The 16,653-nt window shown below is 46.9% G+C and carries 15 protein-coding genes and 1 pseudogene; 2 read left to right on the top strand and 14 right to left on the bottom strand.

The genetic code is table 11. The features are described from left to right. Positions 1-7: 7 nt before the first annotated feature. From H70357_RS33285 to helD, 8 genes and pseudogenes are all read right to left on the bottom strand, one after another. Positions 8-1,267 (bottom strand): M16 family metallopeptidase, encoded by a 1,260-nt coding sequence (locus H70357_RS33285; protein ID WP_038598045.1) that lies wholly within the window; start codon positions 1,265-1,267, stop codon positions 8-10. A 53-nt stretch (positions 1,268-1,320) separates the two neighbouring features. After that, positions 1,321-1,464 carry a hypothetical protein gene (locus tag H70357_RS36185; protein WP_156130981.1) on the bottom strand — a complete coding sequence of 48 codons (144 nt, stop codon included), beginning with the start codon at positions 1,462-1,464 and terminating at the stop codon, positions 1,321-1,323. Between the two features lie 27 nt (positions 1,465-1,491). After that, positions 1,492-1,779 (bottom strand): PqqD family protein, encoded by a 288-nt coding sequence (locus tag H70357_RS33290; protein WP_038598046.1) that lies wholly within the window; start codon positions 1,777-1,779, stop codon positions 1,492-1,494. Positions 1,780-1,793: 14 nt separating this feature from the next. Then, entirely contained in the window at positions 1,794-2,828 is a 1,035-nt protein-coding gene (locus H70357_RS33295) for a radical SAM/SPASM domain-containing protein (RefSeq protein WP_038598047.1), read from the bottom strand. Positions 2,829-3,014: 186 nt separating this feature from the next. After that, the gene (locus tag H70357_RS36945; protein ID WP_038598049.1) at positions 3,015-3,599 is read right to left on the bottom strand and encodes a helix-turn-helix transcriptional regulator; all 585 of its coding nucleotides are present in this window, start codon (positions 3,597-3,599) and stop codon (positions 3,015-3,017) included. A gap of 160 nt (positions 3,600-3,759) precedes the next feature. Further along, positions 3,760-4,180 (bottom strand): annotated as a pseudogene (locus tag H70357_RS33305) (EVE domain-containing protein). Positions 4,181-4,284: 104 nt separating this feature from the next. Next, positions 4,285-4,767, bottom strand: coding sequence for a GyrI-like domain-containing protein (locus H70357_RS33310; protein WP_038598051.1), 483 nt, complete (start codon positions 4,765-4,767; stop codon positions 4,285-4,287). Positions 4,768-4,858: 91 nt separating this feature from the next. Continuing rightward, positions 4,859-7,282 (bottom strand): RNA polymerase recycling motor HelD, encoded by a 2,424-nt coding sequence (helD, locus tag H70357_RS33315; RefSeq protein ID WP_038598053.1) that lies wholly within the window; start codon positions 7,280-7,282, stop codon positions 4,859-4,861. Positions 7,283-7,657: 375 nt separating this feature from the next. Between helD and H70357_RS33320 the strand changes: the two genes are divergently transcribed. Beyond that, a complete protein-coding gene (locus tag H70357_RS33320; protein WP_038598055.1) occupies positions 7,658-8,761 on the top strand; it encodes a glycerol dehydrogenase in 1,104 nt (367 codons plus the stop codon). A 63-nt stretch (positions 8,762-8,824) separates the two neighbouring features. Here the strand turns inward: H70357_RS33320 and H70357_RS33325 are convergent, their stop codons facing one another. From H70357_RS33325 to H70357_RS33335, 3 genes are all read right to left on the bottom strand, one after another. Continuing rightward, entirely contained in the window at positions 8,825-10,423 is a 1,599-nt protein-coding gene (locus H70357_RS33325) for a hypothetical protein (RefSeq protein ID WP_038598057.1), read from the bottom strand. Next, a complete protein-coding gene (locus H70357_RS33330) occupies positions 10,416-11,129 on the bottom strand; it encodes an ABC transporter ATP-binding protein (protein ID WP_038601180.1) in 714 nt (237 codons plus the stop codon). Before H70357_RS33330 ends, H70357_RS33325 begins: the two co-directional genes overlap by 8 nt. A gap of 160 nt (positions 11,130-11,289) precedes the next feature. Further along, the gene (locus H70357_RS33335; RefSeq protein WP_038598059.1) at positions 11,290-12,576 is read right to left on the bottom strand and encodes an amidohydrolase family protein; all 1,287 of its coding nucleotides are present in this window, start codon (positions 12,574-12,576) and stop codon (positions 11,290-11,292) included. 180 nt (positions 12,577-12,756) lie between these two features. Here H70357_RS33335 and H70357_RS33340 point away from each other — a divergent pair, with 180 nt between their 5' ends. Next, on the top strand, positions 12,757-13,188 hold the full coding sequence (locus tag H70357_RS33340) for a MarR family winged helix-turn-helix transcriptional regulator (protein ID WP_038598061.1): 432 nt from the start codon (positions 12,757-12,759) through the stop codon (positions 13,186-13,188). 537 nt (positions 13,189-13,725) lie between these two features. On the opposite strand, the gene H70357_RS33345 is transcribed toward H70357_RS33340, so the two are convergent. The 3 genes from H70357_RS33345 to H70357_RS33355 all read right to left on the bottom strand — a co-directional run bounded on the left by H70357_RS33345 (position 13,726) and on the right by H70357_RS33355 (position 16,580). Next, complete coding sequence (locus tag H70357_RS33345) at positions 13,726-14,397, bottom strand: YdeI/OmpD-associated family protein (RefSeq protein ID WP_038598063.1); 672 nt, start codon at positions 14,395-14,397, stop codon at positions 13,726-13,728. 209 nt (positions 14,398-14,606) lie between these two features. Further along, complete coding sequence (locus H70357_RS33350) at positions 14,607-16,010, bottom strand: phytase (protein ID WP_038598065.1); 1,404 nt, start codon at positions 16,008-16,010, stop codon at positions 14,607-14,609. Between the two features lie 153 nt (positions 16,011-16,163). Continuing rightward, positions 16,164-16,580 (bottom strand): VOC family protein, encoded by a 417-nt coding sequence (locus H70357_RS33355; RefSeq protein ID WP_038598067.1) that lies wholly within the window; start codon positions 16,578-16,580, stop codon positions 16,164-16,166. Positions 16,581-16,653 lie beyond the last annotated feature (73 nt).

Below are 16,653 nucleotides of genomic sequence, written 5' to 3' on the forward strand. Positions count from 1 at the left end.
CGTCCTCCTAATGATTCAATACTAGCGCTGAAGCGGATACCGGACCCAACGTCACCACACCCATTTCTGCAGTCGGGGCGGCGTTCTGTAATGCGGACTGAATCGCCTCCGGAGTAACCGAACTTATGGCTTCTTTCATGGCCGTTAATGTCCCGGGGTATCCCGGATACCATGAGGCGGTCAACAGCGTGTTCATTCTGGAAGCTGTGCTCTCTGACCTTAGGACCATCTGGTTTAAAAGCTGGTTTTGGGCGGCCTTGACCTCCTCCCTGCTCATTCCGTTATTCCTGATTTGCTCCATTTCTTGAACGATGGCAGATGCCGCCCAGGATACGGAATTCGGTCCGGTGGCCAAATAAAAGGTCATGAGTCCCGTGTCCCTGAAGGACATCAAACTGCTCCGCACTTGATAGGCCAACCCTTTTCTCTGCCGGATACTTTCAAAAAGTCTGGAACCGTCTCCTCCACCCAGCGCCTGTGACAATACAGCAAACGCAAAAAAATCAGGATGTCTGCAGGATACACAGGGCAACGCTGCTGCCAGATGAACGAGTCTGCCTTCCTGTTCGATGGAATACGCACAGGATTGCCAATAAGGGGGTTCTTCCCGAGGAACGATCAGTGAATCCTGTTCAGCGCCGGCTTCACCGATTGCATCCAGCAGCTTCCCCAGACTTTCCTTTGAAATGCCTCCAACCACAGCAACCACACAATTATCTGGAACATAAAGACGTTCATAGACGCTCTTCACCTTGGGGAAATCCAGCTTCGCTATATCTTCAACCCGGCCTACAGCTGACCGTCCGATCGTTTTACCCCCGGACATTTTTTCACGCAATACATCCATTACGTACGCATTTGGTTCCTTCCGGCGTTTACTTGAAAGAACTGCTGCATACTCCTTGCTGGCCGCAAAGGTCTCAGGGCACAAATCAAACTCCAGAATATCATGCAAAAACAGTTTGAAGACCGGCTCAAATTGATCACAAAGCACTGTAGTCCAGTGGCGTGTCCATTCTATATTGGATGAGGTTTTCAAATTAGCTCCGAAATCCGCCAAAATATCATTGAGATCTTCTTCCTTCTGTTCTCTTCGCCATATCCAATGTTCGAGAATCCGCGAACTGCCTATTTCATCTTCCGCTTCCAGCCTTGCACCTGCACCCGAAAGCAGGCCCAGCGATACCGTGTTCATACCGGCTAACGGAAGATGAATAATTTCCAATCCACTGCTTAACCTCCGGCAGGTTGTTCTGCTCTGATCCATTGGCTGCCTCCTTGTAAAAAGAACCTCCGGCAGCGCCCGAGGCTCCTTGCTTGCTAAATTACTCTCCAGGCAATAACAGATAATTCCCCTAAATCTACAATATCCAGTTCTTGAATGGCTGCCAGCAAATCAGCGTCTTCCATTTCCGCCATATTGTCACGGGCGATGTCCCACAGCAGTTCTCTGGTTGCTTCCATTTCCTCACCTCCTCTCTATAGGGCTGGTCAGGCTGCCTGGAGCAAGCCTCGTTTCAATAGCTTCTGAAGTAATCCGTTCACTTCCCCGCGTCCCTGGTCACACTGGAAGGCTGGAATGGATTCCTCAACAAGCCCCGTAATCTCGGCAACCCGGGCGGGCTGCTCACACAGCTTCAATATGGTATAGGCCAGACGTGACAACACATGGAGCTCGTCCGTAGCCGGGTTGTACACCACATACTTGCTATTTTCCTCTTTGCGGGTAACAATATTGGATGCGAGTGTTAGTACCGTATCCGAAGTTAAATTTGGCATCTTATCCTCTCCTTCTACACTTGAACTGCTTCAGGAACCACCCAGCAATAAGGATCGCCCATTGAAGCATCATTATGATAGGCTAATGCCGCAGAGCGGCATCCTCCGCAGATAAACTTATGCTCACAAGTGCCACAATTTCCTTCGTTTCTTGTCGTCCTGTCCCGTATATTCGCTAGGACCGGCGAGTAGCTCCAGATGTCCTGGAAGCTCTGCTCACGCAAATTGCCTGCTGTGAGCGGTAAAGTCACGCAAGGGGTGACATCACCGTTAACCGTGATACGGGCGGTAACATAACCTGCACCACAGCCTATATATTGTGCTGCCTGCTCTGGCGGCAGCATCAGTGCAACACGGCAGTCATGCCAGTATATCTTCAGCTTTCCGGCGTACTCCTGCTGCATGGATATCCACTCCACAATCACATCACGAAGCTCATTCGGCGTAAGCGCCAATGCCTGATCTCCCCGTCCTGTGGGAATGAACTCAGATAAATTCACTCCATTTGCACCGAGTCGGGCGGCCAATTCTACGACCTTTCGGCCATCCTTGAAATTAAGCCGGGTCGGCGTATACCCAACAGTTACATTAATCCCATGCTTCACTAATGTTTCTATAGCGCTAACAGCTTTGTCATACAGTCCTTTGACACCGCGCACCTGCTCATGCACTTCCGCCGTTGCTCCATCAATACTGACACAAATCCCGGACACTCCTGCCTCGATGATCCGGCGGCACATCTCATCATCAATCACGGCTCCATTAGTGCCGATCGAAACCATCATCCCCTTCGACGAAGCACGGGAGGCTATGTCCATCCAATCGGGCCTGAGCAGAGCTTCTCCTCCGGAGAGTCCCAGCAGGAGGACACCGGCCTCAGCTAATTGATCGACTACGGAAAGAGCCTCTTCTGCGTCTAATTCGTCGGGGTGCCGGCGGCCTGCGCCTGAATAGCAATGCACACAACTGGCGTTGCACAAAAGTGTAATCTCCCAGACCAGGTAGAACGGAGCTTTGAACTGATCCTGTATTGCTGCAATATTACTCATATTTCCCTCCCTCACCGGGACCGTTTGCTCCCGGCTTTCAATATGTGCTACTAAATTAACATATATTAGAAGAAGAAGGATCGTACATTTGAGGTATTTTTATAATATAATTTGGATATTAAGCCGCAAAAAGGATCACCTCCTCAGTCAACCGGGAGATGATCCTTTTCTATTACTCACTAATTATTATTTAAGCAGCTCGGCAAAAAAGAGAGAAACGGCTTCCTTTTGGTTGTGTACCCCAAGCTTGCTCAAAAGATTACGGATATGGGTTCGTACCGTAGTATAAGAAATGTGTAGCTCTATAGCAATCTGCTGCGTTGTATGGCCTCTGGATAATAGGCCCAGCACTTTATTTTCTTGAGAAGTCAGCTTTTCCATGAGGGAAAAAATCGCGGCCTGTTCAAGGGTCACCCAGATTAACCGTTTATCGTAGCTGCTGGCCCGTATATTCTTCAGGAAAGGAACCCGGACCGAACCACGTTGAACAAATACCCTGCGTGATCCGTTGCAATTGTTCATATGTTTTGTAGCGCTTAGAACCTGGCAGGTTTTACAGAGGCTGTTCCCGGTAGAATCACTGAAGAGATCAAGGGAACGGCAGGCCTTGCCGACCGCTTGTGTGGCCGAAATACCAAGCAGCGTACCAAGCTCCGCGCTCCATTGTAAGACTTTCCCCGTCTCATCGATGATAAAATAGCAGTCAGAAGTGCGCCTGATCCAACTCATATCCTCTACATTGGTTACGAAAGGCGCTTTGAGCTCTCCCATCTCTTTACCCCCATTTTCCAAACAGTGATTAGTGAAGTTTGTCTGGATGCAGGTTCCAAAAAGAAAAAATAATTGCATTATTTTCTATTTATTTGATTATAGCATTGCTTTCGAGACTGTCAATTCTTCATCACAAAGATACTAAGGGGTACGTTCGATGCTATAAAAAACCTTCTATCTGCTCATTGCTCAACATCGCACTGGCAATCGTCATAAAGTCCTCTCGGCCGATCTCCAAATGACCGAAGCGGAGGGAATACCCCCACTTGGGATTCCCCCGCGTGAAGCTACGGTATATAGCTGATATTTCTGCGGAATGGCACAAACGATTCGGACATCTGATAGTTGTAGACCTTATCATCAGCCACTTCCCCGATAGCAGTGAACGCTTGGAGTGGCTCCCCGTTCGTCCTATCTGTACGCGGCGAGTAGTAGATCAGCCAATCGCCTGTCTGCATCTTGCGTAAAGGTGCTGACTTGCCGTGGCAGAGCTGCGCGAAGCCCCCCAGCTCCCCATGCTTCACGTGGGATGCAGACACGACACCAATCCAGAAGCGGCTTTGTTGACTTATTTCATCCATTTGCATGCCTCAATCCCCTTCCTTGTTTACATCATCTATTGATCTAAGTATACAAAAACGCTACTGACAGCCTTATGTCAGTAGCGTTTTAACATGCTCTCCAGCTATTTAATGGCTATATAAATCTGCACTTCTGTGTTTGCTGGATCCGAATTCCTGGAATCATAAAGCTCAAAATCGCCCGTATAGGTTCTCACCTCCGGCGATTGCTTGAAATAGGTCCATATCTCCCGCCACGCCTCAGGCACCACTTCATACATAGGTCCCTTCTTTGCCGTGAATACGATGTACTTACTTTCGGGTATTTCCACAATCGCATGATTATTGTCATCCTGGACGAATTCATTGTCTGTTTCATGTCCAATTACAACGGTATAGGCTCCGTTCACGTCGCTTTCATAATCCGTATACAACGAGTATAGGAATTGAGGATTTCTGACCCCCGCGGCAGAAACAAGATTGCTCTGAAAGTAGGTGTCCCAAAGTTGTGGCAATCGTCCGTCCGGTCCCGTTTCTTCAGCGTTTGTTGTACGTACAGCCACTCCAGTAATGATCAGCTTGGGCTTGTGGGTCGTATAAGTGTTCATGGTTGAATCCTCTCCTTTCTCCAAAGTATACATGGAGAAACTCGACATCTGACTGTCATGTTTATGAAGAGAGATCCTTGGTTAGTATTCATCACTGAATTTGCTCTACCTCATACAAGGACTTATCCGATGCCGGAAGGAATGGGGTCCACTCTCCCGTTGTGTAGAGCAAAAGCCGGTGCATAGCACGCGTGCATGCGGTATAGAATAACTTGCGCTCGCTCTCCAGATGATACGTCTGCGAAGATGCGTCGTAGATTAGAACGGCATCGAATTCAACGCCCTTGGCGAGATATACGGGGAGGATCAGGGTTCCCTTCTCAAAGTTGGGCGTACTCTTCGTCACAAGCTTCAACCCCTGGCATCCCTGAGCTGTAAGGAGATCATAAGCAGCTTTGCTTTCGGCCGCTGTCTTGGTGATGATCCCGATGGAGACCAAACCTTCCGCCTGAAGCGCCGCAAGATGCTCAGCTATTCTTGCGGCCCGCTGCCCGCCGCTGCCCATCTGAGAGAGGAGCGGTTTTCTGCCCTTGCGTTCAAAGGCTACAATCTCCTTGGCGTTAGGCAATAAAGACTTCGTGAATTCCACAATCTCACGCGTTGACCGGTAACTGCGAACCAGACGGAATAAGCTCGTTTCAGATTCGCCATACAATCCGATGAGCGGTGAATCTTCGCCGTGCAGTTCCGTGGCCTGAGCAAAGATAGCCTGACCGAAATCGCCAAGCACCGTCATGCGGGCACGGGGAAACATTTTTTTGAGGAACTCATACTGAAACATCGAATAATCCTGACCCTCATCGACGAATACATGCCGGATCTCCGTGTTCACCCGAACGCCCTCGATGAGCTCTTTCAGGTACAGGTACGGTGTCGCATCTTCATAGAAGAGTTCGGACCGGCTAAGCTTCTCCTTGGTTTGCTGACAGATTTCCGGCCAGAGCAGGGAAATTCCAGCTTCATTCGTCATCTTCGCCAAAGCATTCTCTTCTTCAAAGAACTGGATGTACAACCCGATCATGTCTATGAACAACATCCGCTTCACACTTCGCTTCAGCGGTTTAAATTGCTCTTTCACGACCATCCGGCGCAGCAGTGCTTCCTCCCGCTCAGCATAATCGAAATCGCCCTCGTCCAGCCTCCGATTGCCGCGCTGCATTTCGCGGGCTTCTTCATATTGTTCGGCAAAGTCAAACACTCCCCTGTCTTTATGCAGTTCATTAAACACTTCGGCGTACTGATCGTTGTCAAGATAATCTAGCTCCTCCTGCACCCAGAACGCCTCACGTTCCTTGTCTTCCAGCAGAGAAAGCTCACGCAGCAGCCACTCCTGCAGCAAAGTGATGCGGTTGGATAAGCGAATGGAAGAATCATAGCTGTAAAATTTCGATTCCATTTGCTTAGCTGTGATCAAATCGCGATCCCGGAAGCGTATGCTTATGAATCGCATGCCCTTCCCCTCCAACCCCTGCGCATACTTCTGGAGCGCTTGAAGAAAGTCCACAGATGCCTTGTATTGGATTCCTTTCAGCCGGGCTTCATACCCGCGGTCAGATTGTTCTTCCAGCACATATTCAATCTGGTCAAAGGGATCCTCTAAACGAAACGTCCTGCCAAGCCAGTAATCGAGATATTCATGGAAGGTCGTCTGCTGCATGTTCTCTTCACCGAGTTCAGGAAGAACGGTAGATACATAACTGTTAAACATCGGATTAGGTGAGAATAGCACAATTTGGTCAGCCCTCAGCCGTTCGCGGTGTTTATACAGCAGGTACGCCACCCGCTGCAGGGCAGCCGAGGTTTTCCCGCTGCCAGCCGCCCCCTGCACGATCAGCATCCGGCTGTTGTCATCGCGGATAATGGCATTCTGTTCCTTCTGGATCGTCGCGACGATGCTCTTCATCTGATTGTCCGCACCCTTGCCAAGCACCTGCTGCAGCAATTCATCGCCAATCGTTAAGCTCGTGTCGAACACATTCTGCAGTTGATCTCCGCGAATCTGATACTGCCGCTTCAGCTGCATCAGTCCAGCGATAGCTCCACCCGGCGTGTCATATCCGGCCGCGCCCGGTGAATAATCGTAATACATACTAGCGATCGGAGTACGCCAGTCGTACACCAGAAAACTCATGCCATCTGAGTCAATGAAGGATGACACACCGATGTAGACTTGCTCAGCAGTGTTCAAGCCATCCTCATGAAAATCGATGCGTCCGAAGTAGGGAGAGGACAGCAGCCGTTTCATGTTTTTCCATTGCTGCGCGCGCAACCGCTGGCTTCGCTCCCGTTCGGACAATAAAGCTTCCTGCTGCCTGATACTGTAGAAGGTCTCTTCAAAATCTTCGCTAGTGCTTGTGTTTACAGTCACTTCTTCCCAAAACAGCTTGCGGATGTCCACCACTTGGTCATGCAGCCCGGCCACTTCCGGCTCCAGTTCGGTGATCCTCGCTTGCAGCTTTTCCATAACCTGCTTCAGCCGTTCCTGTTCTTGCTTCCAATCCTCCGCACTTATCATCTTCCTGCATACACTCCTTCATTCGAATTTGTAAAATGAAAGTTTGACAACCCGTATTACTGTGTGGTAAGATTAAGTTGTAAATAAGATAGGATTATTAGGCGATTCGCAAAATAAATGATTAGTAATTCTCCAATCATATCATAATGCCTCTGTGTGCACAACTCCATTTATACATATTTAGCCCCGGCAGATTTGCCGGGGTTTTTAATTGCCAGGGGCCTTGAAATTCCCGCAACTTAACCTAACGTGATTCTTATGAAGGCTCCTCAATTTGAGGGGCTGTTTTCTTTTTCAGGGAACAAACCCAATCATTGAATGCATAATCAGCTCACCTGCAGTAGATAATTTCTAAAAACAAGGAGAGTGGTTAAATTGAAACGATCGGTAAAATCAGTCACGTCCCCCAAGAAATTTATAGTAGGTCACCACTTATTAAACGAACTATCTACGTATACCACTACTTATGGTGACCATGCTTATGTAATTTGTGACGAATTCATTCTGGATCGTGCAGCGAAAGAGGCGGGTCAATCCTTTGAAGAAGCTGGACAGCAGAGTGAGTTCGTGAAATTTAATCTGCAAATTACTCAGGAAGAAATCGATAGGCATTGTGAAGCGGTTAAAAAATCAGGAGCTAATGTGATTGTGGGTATTGGCGGCGGGAAAACCTTAGATACTGCTAAAGCCACCGCTTATTATGCACATTTGCCTGTGGTTATCTTCCCAACCATCGCTTCAACCGATGCGCCCTGCACCGCACTTTCTGTCATCTACAAAACAGACGGCTCGTTTGACCGCTATCTGTTCCTGCCAACCAATCCGGATGTGGTCTTGGCAGATACAAGTATTTTAGCAAGTGCTCCAACCCGTTTTTTTGTCGCTGGAATTGGAGATGCGCTCGCCACCTATTTCGAAGCACGCGCCTGCTATCAGAAAAATGGTGATAATCTGGTCAATTTGAAACCCTCGCTTGCCGGATTAGGTATCGCCAAAATGTGCTATGACACTGTTCTGGAATATGGCCTTCAAGCGAAGATAGCCGTTGATCATAAAGTTTCCACTCCTGCCGTTGAAAAAACAATTGAAGCCACCATCTATTTAAGTGGTGTGGGGGCAGAATCCGGCGGTTTAGCCGCTGCTCATGCCATTCATAACGGAATGACCGCTGTCCCATCGCTGCATCATGCACAGCATGGCGAAAAAGTAGTGTTTGGTTTATTAACACAGCTTGTTTTAGAAAGTGCACCCAAAGAAGAAGTGGAAACGGTCATTAACTTCATCAAAGAAGTGGGCTTACCCTTAACATTAAAAGATCTCGGTCTGGATCAGTTTAGAGAGGAAGAATGGCGGAAAGTGGCGGAAGATGCATGTGCCGAAGGAGACACGATGGGCAATATGCCACATCCCGTAACTCCTGATGACGTATACCAGGCCATCATTGCGGCAAATGCATTGGCAGAATATTATCATAATTAAAATCTCGAGACCTATTGAAACGCTAAGCAGCCAGTTGCCGGGATGGAACCGACAGCCGGCTGTTTAAAGCCGCTGAAACAACTGCTCCCCTTTTGTCTGCATATATCTATACATTGCTAGGCATGCCGCTATCATAATCATGCCAACCCCTAACAAGAGGAGATTTGCATTTACCTGCGTCAGAAGAAGGGATAGTCCCAAGGGAACTAATAAACTGATGATCCCTATGAGCATAGATACAAGAACTGCTGCACTCTGTTTGATTACCGTAACTTCGCTTTTCCACTCCAGGTTAGGTAATTTCAGGTTAACAATAATGCCCATCAGCGCGGAATAACAAGCATAGATCAAAGGGATAACAAGCAATAATAAGCTTTCCGTCCATCCCGTGCGCAACGATATCATAAGCATTACACTACTAATACTCAGGACCGGTAAGGTGATGGTCAGATTCACGGCAACTTTGCTAAGCCATATCGCTTGTTTCGATACGGGTGAACTTTTTAGTATCCATAAATTGTTGCCTTCAAGCGAAATGGAACTTGACGTTGTGCAGCTTAACACTACAAATAAGGAAAGCAGGATAGGAGCCAGCGTACTCAGATAATGGGATAATTGCGGAATTTCAATCATTTCCCCCAGCTTCTCCGAACTGACAAACAATAAGGCAACCGACATCACCAGTAATAGAATCATGCCTATACTTGTGTTCAGCACATAAACAGAAGAGCCAAAATATCGGCGCAACTCCTTCTTATACAGTGCACGAAATGGAGAGGAGGCTTCTAACGGCTTCATGGTATATTTGCTGCCTGCATGACTGGTCATTAGACCTGTATGAATCGCTTTATATTTTGTACTTAACACAGTGGCAAATATAATAAATGAAAGTACGGATAACGCAATAAATAATAACAATGAGCCTACCTGATACGAGCAGACCGCATCGACATACATCGCTGCAAGAGGATACAGCTTAAATATCATATCGGCCAGCTCAGCCCCCATATCAGCAAGTGCCTGCTCGTTTCCATTGAGTGTAAATGAACCGACCATAAGTACAATCACAATGGCAAAAGTTAATACAAGACTGATCATCCGGCTCGCTTTAAACCGGGAAGAGATCCAGCTGATGCATGAACCAATAATCGTTGCCGCAATAATCGGCAGTAATGGGATAAATAAAAGGGTCAATAGAAAAAACAGATAAAATAACGTCCCCGGATTCACTTTTATAGCATACACCACACCTGCTGGCAGCATGACAATCAAAGAAAGGAACAAATTCAGCACATAAAGCTGAAGAACACGGCTTGCCACAACATGACTCGTCTTGATCGGCAGCGACATCACCAAATCGTAGTCCTTATAGCTGAATAATACACCGCTTGCCTTATAGACCGTGGTGAAGAACCCTACAATAGAAGTAACAGCCATCATAATCGCCAGTAATAGATCCATTCGCCCCATTTGCTCAAAAGTCACTGCCAACATGAAGTTGTATCCAAATGAAACTACTGCTATCATGAGCACTCCCACAAGAATACCAAAGGCGAGTAAAAGCGATTTGCGTTTTTCTTTAACATCTTTTGTATGTAAAGCTTTATTCAACCCAAATGAAGAAAACAACTGCAGCTTCGTTAATCTCCAGATATTAATCATTGTCGATCAGCTCCATGAATAATGCTTCCAGGCTATTTTCGCCCTTTACTTCTTCTGTCTTGCCATGGGCTATTAATTGGCCCCCCTTTATGATCGCTATCTTATTGCAGAGCTTCTCTGCCACATCCAGCACATGCGTGGAGAAGAAGATGGCACTGCCGTTGCTGCACAGCTCTACCATAATTGTCTTTAGCATGTGAGCGGCTTTTGGATCAAGGCCAACAAAGGGTTCGTCTAACACCAACAACTTTGGTTTATGAATAAGTGCAGAGATAATCGCAAGCTTCTGCTTCATCCCATGGGAATACGATGAGATCATATCACCCAAATGGACCGTAATTTGAAAAGCATCGCTGTATTTTTTAATAAGCTGCTCACGATCCGCTTTGGATACACTAAAGAGATCACCGATAAAATTCAAGTACTGAATGCCGGTAAGATGATCATACAAATCCGGGTTATCCGGAATATACGCAATCCTCGCCTTGCACGCTACCGGATCTTTTTTAATGGAGATACCGTCAATTTCAATATCCCCTTCTTCAAAATCAAGCACGCCCACTACTGCCCGAATGGTTGTTGTTTTACCTGCTCCGTTATGTCCGATAAAGCCGTAGATATCGCCTTGCTCCACCACCAAATTCAAGTCATTTACTGCCTTTTTACCACCCTTATAGCTTTTGGTAAAATGTTTGATTGTAAGCATGCCCTTCACCCTTTCAATGTGTTTTCCCATACGCTCTTCCCGTAGAATAACTATAGTACGAATAGCACCGCCCGAACGTTCATTTGTCTGCATATTAAAAAAAGCCCATCCCCTTAGGATGGACTTCCTCATTATTAAAAAATCAAGCGCCAGCGTAGTTTCACACTTCTTCTACTTTCTGAATGCCGCGCAGCCATATTCTACGGATGGATAACGTATCGGAAATAGTCGTGGTCGGGTCGCCGTCGACCAAGACCAAGTCTGCTCTTGCCCCCTGAATGATACGCCCGCGGTCGTTCAGGCCGAACCGGCGGGCTGTTTTTGAAGTAGCGGACTGAAGAGCTTCTACGGGCGTGAATCCCGCTTCCACCAATAGCTGCATTTCATGGTGTACACTAGCGCCATGGGCAAGCCCGCCAAGCGATGGAACCGGCACGGAGACATCCGTACCCACCAGGATGTCTACACCTGCATGATGAAGATCCATCACATTCCGGTAGTTGTCTTCCATGCTGCCTTGCGGGTAGGTATGGAAGCTGGCATTCAGCGTATCCAACCATCCCGGACTGAGCCTGGAACTCACACGGTGATCCTTGGCCAATTCCGCTGCGGAGTTACCAATAATGGAGGAGTTCAAGACCAGACACGGTGTAACGAAAGCACCGGCCTCTGCGATCATTCTCACCAGATCCGAAGTATTGTCCGGGCGGTCGATGAATAAATGGGCCAGACCATCGACCCCGACTTCGATGGCTTGCCGGGAGGAGTCCGCAGTCAACACATGGGCAATCGCAATCTTGCCGTACCGGTGTGCTTCCCCTACGGCTGCACTTAGAATATCTTGGCTTAAAACAGGCAATCCGGGGGCGGCCAGTACCGTCCCTTCCTCAATCATAATCTTAATATAGTCGGCTCCCTCCCTGACTTGTTCGCCTACAAATGCCAACGCCTCGTCCCTGTTCGATACCGCAGCCGCTTCTCCGTGATCGTGATCATGGGCATGAGCAGCCAGCATAGCGTTGCGATCTTCCTCGCTCATTTTCTCCAATTCCTTCAGTACAAAATCCGGGATTTCCCCATCCCCAGGCATAAGTTCATCGGGATGCCCTCCAGGAGGTGTGACCCCCATTCCGGCAGACCGCACGTCGGCAATATCCTCAATCCCCTGGAGCTGTGCCTCGCGGCCGTTTTTCGTAAACCCGCCCATCATTTCCAGTTCAGTCGTCACACCGAATTTCAGTGCGTCACGCAGGCCCTCTACGGAAGTGTGAACGTGGGCATCGATCAGACCCGGCAATAAAGTCCCTCCTTTCGCATCAATGGTGACCGCATGTGCCGGTATTTCCCCGCCTACCGATAGGATCTGTTCGCCTTCAATCAGGACCGTCGTGGCTCTGATCACGTTCTCGCCGTCAAATATGCACGCATTGGTGATTGCTGTAATCATTGTGATACCTCCTATAATGGAATAGCATTTGTTATTGATTGAAATATAACAGTTAGATTTCTAACTGTCAATCTTAAAATTAAATGAAGTCTAACCATTTGAATTTGACAATTTAGGGACCGAAAATTAAGATGTTCTTATAATTAGAATTCAAACTATAGCGAGGGAGTCAGGCACAGGATGACGAAGCAAGCTTTGCTTACCCCCTACTCCGATTTAATCCGGGAGATTGGATTGAAAATCAGAGGTATGGCCAATGTCAGATTATCGGAACTGGGACTGAATGCGCAGCAAGGGCAGATGATGGGCTATATTTTTGAGCATCAGGACAAAGGTGTGATCCAGAAGGATTTGGCCGAGCGTTTCAACCGTAAGGGAGCCACCATCACCAGCATGCTTCAGGGGTTGGAGAAAAAAGGGTATATCAAGCGGGTGATTCCGGAAGATAATGAACGGCAGAAAAAAATATATTTATTGCAAAAAGGGGCCGACCTCGTCGAAGAATTCCACGATATATTCATGGAAGTAGAACGATGTGTTACCCAGGGCCTTACCGAAGAAGAAAGCGCGGCCTTCTTGAAGTTATTAATCAAAGTGAAAGACACCTTGTAGCAAGACAATGCCACTCCTGCCCATGTGAGTGGTTTTTTTATTGAGATGAAACCCTCTTGCTATATGCGGACCTTACCGGTTACAAAAACCTTCTTCTATGCATCAAGGTAATTTGCGCTGCCCAAGCAACTCGGCACACATGGTACAGCAGTAAATAATACCGTCCGCCAAATTGCCGGGGCGATTGGTACGGCTGTCGTGATTACGATTTACAGTGCAGGCTACAAGCCATGCAGCTACAGTGCTCCAGCACAATCCTTCTACTACTGCTGAGCTCCTTAAATCTCTTACATCAATTTTAGGGGCAAGTGACGCCTATTACTTCATGATAATTCTATCCATTGCCGCGTTTGTTATCACATTATTTATGCCCACGAAAAAGAAGATCATGATTGAAAAAAAAGCAAACGTAGTCAGCAAGGAAGAACCTCTGTTGTAACACGCATGAGCTAGCAATATCAGTATATGAAGAAGAGAAGCCACTCTTTATGCGGAGTGGCTTCTCTTCTATTATGTCCGCAAGGATGACAGTTCTATTTACGGCCTGTCTCTTCGGTAAATATCGATGCTTTTATACCCTTCACCCAGAATCTTCTTCATTTCTGCCCGCCGTTTTTCTCTAGTCTCCTCTTGTACAGCGCTGTATATATAACGGGCCCAATCCTTTCGGTAGCCGGGCGTAAGGGATTGGTAAAAAGCCAGTATCTCCGCACTATCCGTCAGATCTTGCTCCACAGCAGGGATCATAGAGGTGTAATCGTCCACACGTTGACTTGGCTTTGAAGATACATCCTTGTTCTTCCGCGCCTCCTCTTTGAATCCGACAACGGTAAACACCTCATTTAAGCCCACCATACGTGCAAACTTCAGGTTGCTCGTTCCAATATAACCGTCCTCATCGGCTCCTACCCCTTCAAAAAGACTGTCTCTGTGAATGTAGGCCGAATAAACCTTATTCCCTTTTTTGGGATAAGCGGCGAACAAATAGCCTCCTTTATTTAAATAGTTGTGATCAATCACTTTGTGGACGAGCTCCTGTAGCGATTCCATATTGAGCACATAAGCAAAAATCAGATCATAACTGCTGGCTGTTAATTCAGTGTCATGCTCTGCTAATCCCGCTAAACTGTCTTCATTCTCTGGTCTGTACAATACAGCAACCTTTTTGAATTTGTGCATATTTAACTTTTCTACAATTGTTTTAGCCATGTACGGCCCCCCGTTAAATGTTGTCTTTATTTAGGGTTGCATAACCGTTGTCTTTTTGCAAGCCGGGCAGCTTTTGTAGCTCCACAAGGAAATGACTTCCTTGCTGAATAAATCAAACAGCCCCCAAGACCCCTAAAAAGTGGGGTAGGAGGCTACTTGTGAGAAAATGTTCTTTGCTTTAAAACTTGCACGATAGCTGTTAACCAATATTACTTCGCGCTGCGGTCCACAAGTTTACGAGGATCCACTTTGTTGTCCATCAGAAGCGGAGTCTTTGCACCTTTAGCAATTTGATCCCAGGCTACCACTTTAAAGTTTTGGTTAAGCTCTTTGCCATTGTTAATGTTAGAATCATCCTGTGCGATGAAAATGCCATAAGGGAACTGTTCGCCCAGTCCGAACCCGAGTACATCAATACCATCAGTTACTGAGGTGCCATCGGTCAATGCGCCATCGGCGATATTGAAGCTAGTAAGGTAAGCGTTATTGCCTTCACGGTCATATATTGCGTAGCTGTCACTGCCTTGGCTGGAGGCGATTAAATAACCTTTGCCGTCGGCACCGTAATAGAGAGTCAACCCTTCAATATCATCCTGTAATCGGCGTCCGTCTGCAATATCGACAGTGGATAGAGGTTTTGTGCCGCTGTCAGGCTCCGCATTATATTTGTATATCGCGTAATCCTCTTCCGCTATATACATCATGCCATACTCATCATCGGCTACCATTCCTTCTGATTGCGTAGCCAGCTTAAACTCGCGAACGAGCTTACCTGAAACTTTCCCCTTCCCGTTGTCAGCCAGCTCATATTGTTCAAATTCGCCTTCTTTACCCAGAACCAGAGCGTAATACTTATCCGATTTCAGGCTATGGTAGAGGCTGAATCCGTATACCTCTTCCATCTTCGCTTTAATGGGCTCTGCTACGATGTCAGTCAACTTTCCGGTTGCCCCGTCCATGGCAAAAATATCAACCGTGTTCGTAGAACGGTTCGTCGCGCCAACAAGATCTACTTTTTTATCGCCAAGCTGAAAATCATAACGTATATCAATATTATTCATTTTTCCTACTTTATAATTTTGAAGCTCTTTGCCGTTCAAATCATAGACGAGAACGCCTCCGCCTTTGTTCGTGGCAATGATTTTGGAATTCGCCGGGTTCGCAGAATCGAGCCAAATGGCCGGGTCATCGGCTGCATCCTCACCATCTTCAACGGCTGCCGTCTCTACCTGGGCGGTTACGGAATAAGGAGTGATGATATCAGCGGAATTGATAAACTTTGCATTTTCCGCCAGAATAGCTTGAAGCAGCTTGGAAGGAATGTACATCGTGCCATCGACTAATTTGACCTCCGCTGGAAGCTCGCCTGCTTTACCCGCTAGACGATATTCCTTATCGCCTGCCGTGAACGTGCCTGCGAATCCGTTCTTCAGCTTGACCAGTGCCGACTTATCGTCACTATCCCAAGTGATAGTTGCTCCGATCCCATCCATGTGCTTGCGCAGAGGTTCATATCCTTTTAGGTCTGAGGCGGATGCTGCGTTAGTTGTTGCGGCAGGAAGTAGAGCGCCTGCAAGGAGCAGCGTAGATAGTACAGTTTCCCATGTTTTCATTGATGTTCAATGTTCCCCTCTATTGTTAGTAATTGCTTAACTATAGAAGATGAGTGTAAAAGAAGTATTAACAGGCAACTAGGCCTTTGTAAAATTTACAATGTAAATTCAAGATAGTATTTGAATGCATCTCATAGTTCCAGACTGCCACTATTATTTCTCAGCAGGGAATTTGCTCATATCCATATACAGCACATTCCAGCGATGACCATCCAAATCAGCAAAACCAGCACCATACATCCAGCCCTGGTCATGGGGTTTGCCGTAAATGCTACCGCCTGCCTTTCCCACCTTCGTTACCATTTCATCCACTTCTTCCTTGCTATCTGCACCAATTGTAAACAATACTTCAGTGCCTTTCGTTGTATCTGCAATATTATTTCCTGTAAATCTTTCGAACGTGGACTCCGTAAATAGCATCACAATAACATTCTTGTCTCCGATGACTAGACTAGCTTTATCATCAGCATTTCCATGTCCTTGATTCAAAGAAAATCCAATCTCCGTGAAAAAATCTTTTGATTTGTTGATATCTTTAACTGGTAGATTGATCCATATTTGCCCCGCCATAGTTATTCCTCCTTATAAATAAAATTATGTCCATTTTCATTTATAAGAATAACTGCCGGAGTTGCTACTTGAA

Source organism: Paenibacillus sp. FSL H7-0357, assembly GCF_000758525.1.
GTDB lineage: Bacteria > Bacillota > Bacilli > Paenibacillales > Paenibacillaceae > Paenibacillus_AQ.

What these genes read in the sequence shown, in the direction of transcription:
- H70357_RS33285 (WP_038598045.1), bottom strand. Translation starts at nt 1,267, where the DNA reads ATGGATCAGAGCAGAACAACCTGCCGGAGGTTAAGCAGTGGATTGGAA.
- H70357_RS36185 (WP_156130981.1), bottom strand. Translation starts at nt 1,464, where the DNA reads ATGGAAGCAACCAGAGAACTGCTGTGGGACATCGCCCGTGACAATATG.
- H70357_RS33290 (WP_038598046.1), bottom strand. Translation starts at nt 1,779, where the DNA reads ATGCCAAATTTAACTTCGGATACGGTACTAACACTCGCATCCAATATT.
- H70357_RS33295 (WP_038598047.1), bottom strand. Translation starts at nt 2,828, where the DNA reads ATGAGTAATATTGCAGCAATACAGGATCAGTTCAAAGCTCCGTTCTAC.
- H70357_RS36945 (WP_038598049.1), bottom strand. Translation starts at nt 3,599, where the DNA reads ATGGGAGAGCTCAAAGCGCCTTTCGTAACCAATGTAGAGGATATGAGT.
- H70357_RS33310 (WP_038598051.1), bottom strand. Translation starts at nt 4,767, where the DNA reads ATGAACACTTATACGACCCACAAGCCCAAGCTGATCATTACTGGAGTG.
- helD (WP_038598053.1), bottom strand. Translation starts at nt 7,282, where the DNA reads ATGATAAGTGCGGAGGATTGGAAGCAAGAACAGGAACGGCTGAAGCAG.
- H70357_RS33325 (WP_038598057.1), bottom strand. Translation starts at nt 10,423, where the DNA reads ATGATTAATATCTGGAGATTAACGAAGCTGCAGTTGTTTTCTTCATTT.
- H70357_RS33330 (WP_038601180.1), bottom strand. Translation starts at nt 11,129, where the DNA reads ATGCTTACAATCAAACATTTTACCAAAAGCTATAAGGGTGGTAAAAAG.
- H70357_RS33335 (WP_038598059.1), bottom strand. Translation starts at nt 12,576, where the DNA reads ATGATTACAGCAATCACCAATGCGTGCATATTTGACGGCGAGAACGTG.
- H70357_RS33340 (WP_038598061.1), top strand. Translation starts at nt 12,757, where the DNA reads ATGACGAAGCAAGCTTTGCTTACCCCCTACTCCGATTTAATCCGGGAG.
- H70357_RS33345 (WP_038598063.1), bottom strand. Translation starts at nt 14,397, where the DNA reads ATGGCTAAAACAATTGTAGAAAAGTTAAATATGCACAAATTCAAAAAG.
- H70357_RS33350 (WP_038598065.1), bottom strand. Translation starts at nt 16,010, where the DNA reads ATGAAAACATGGGAAACTGTACTATCTACGCTGCTCCTTGCAGGCGCT.
- H70357_RS33355 (WP_038598067.1), bottom strand. Translation starts at nt 16,580, where the DNA reads ATGGCGGGGCAAATATGGATCAATCTACCAGTTAAAGATATCAACAAA.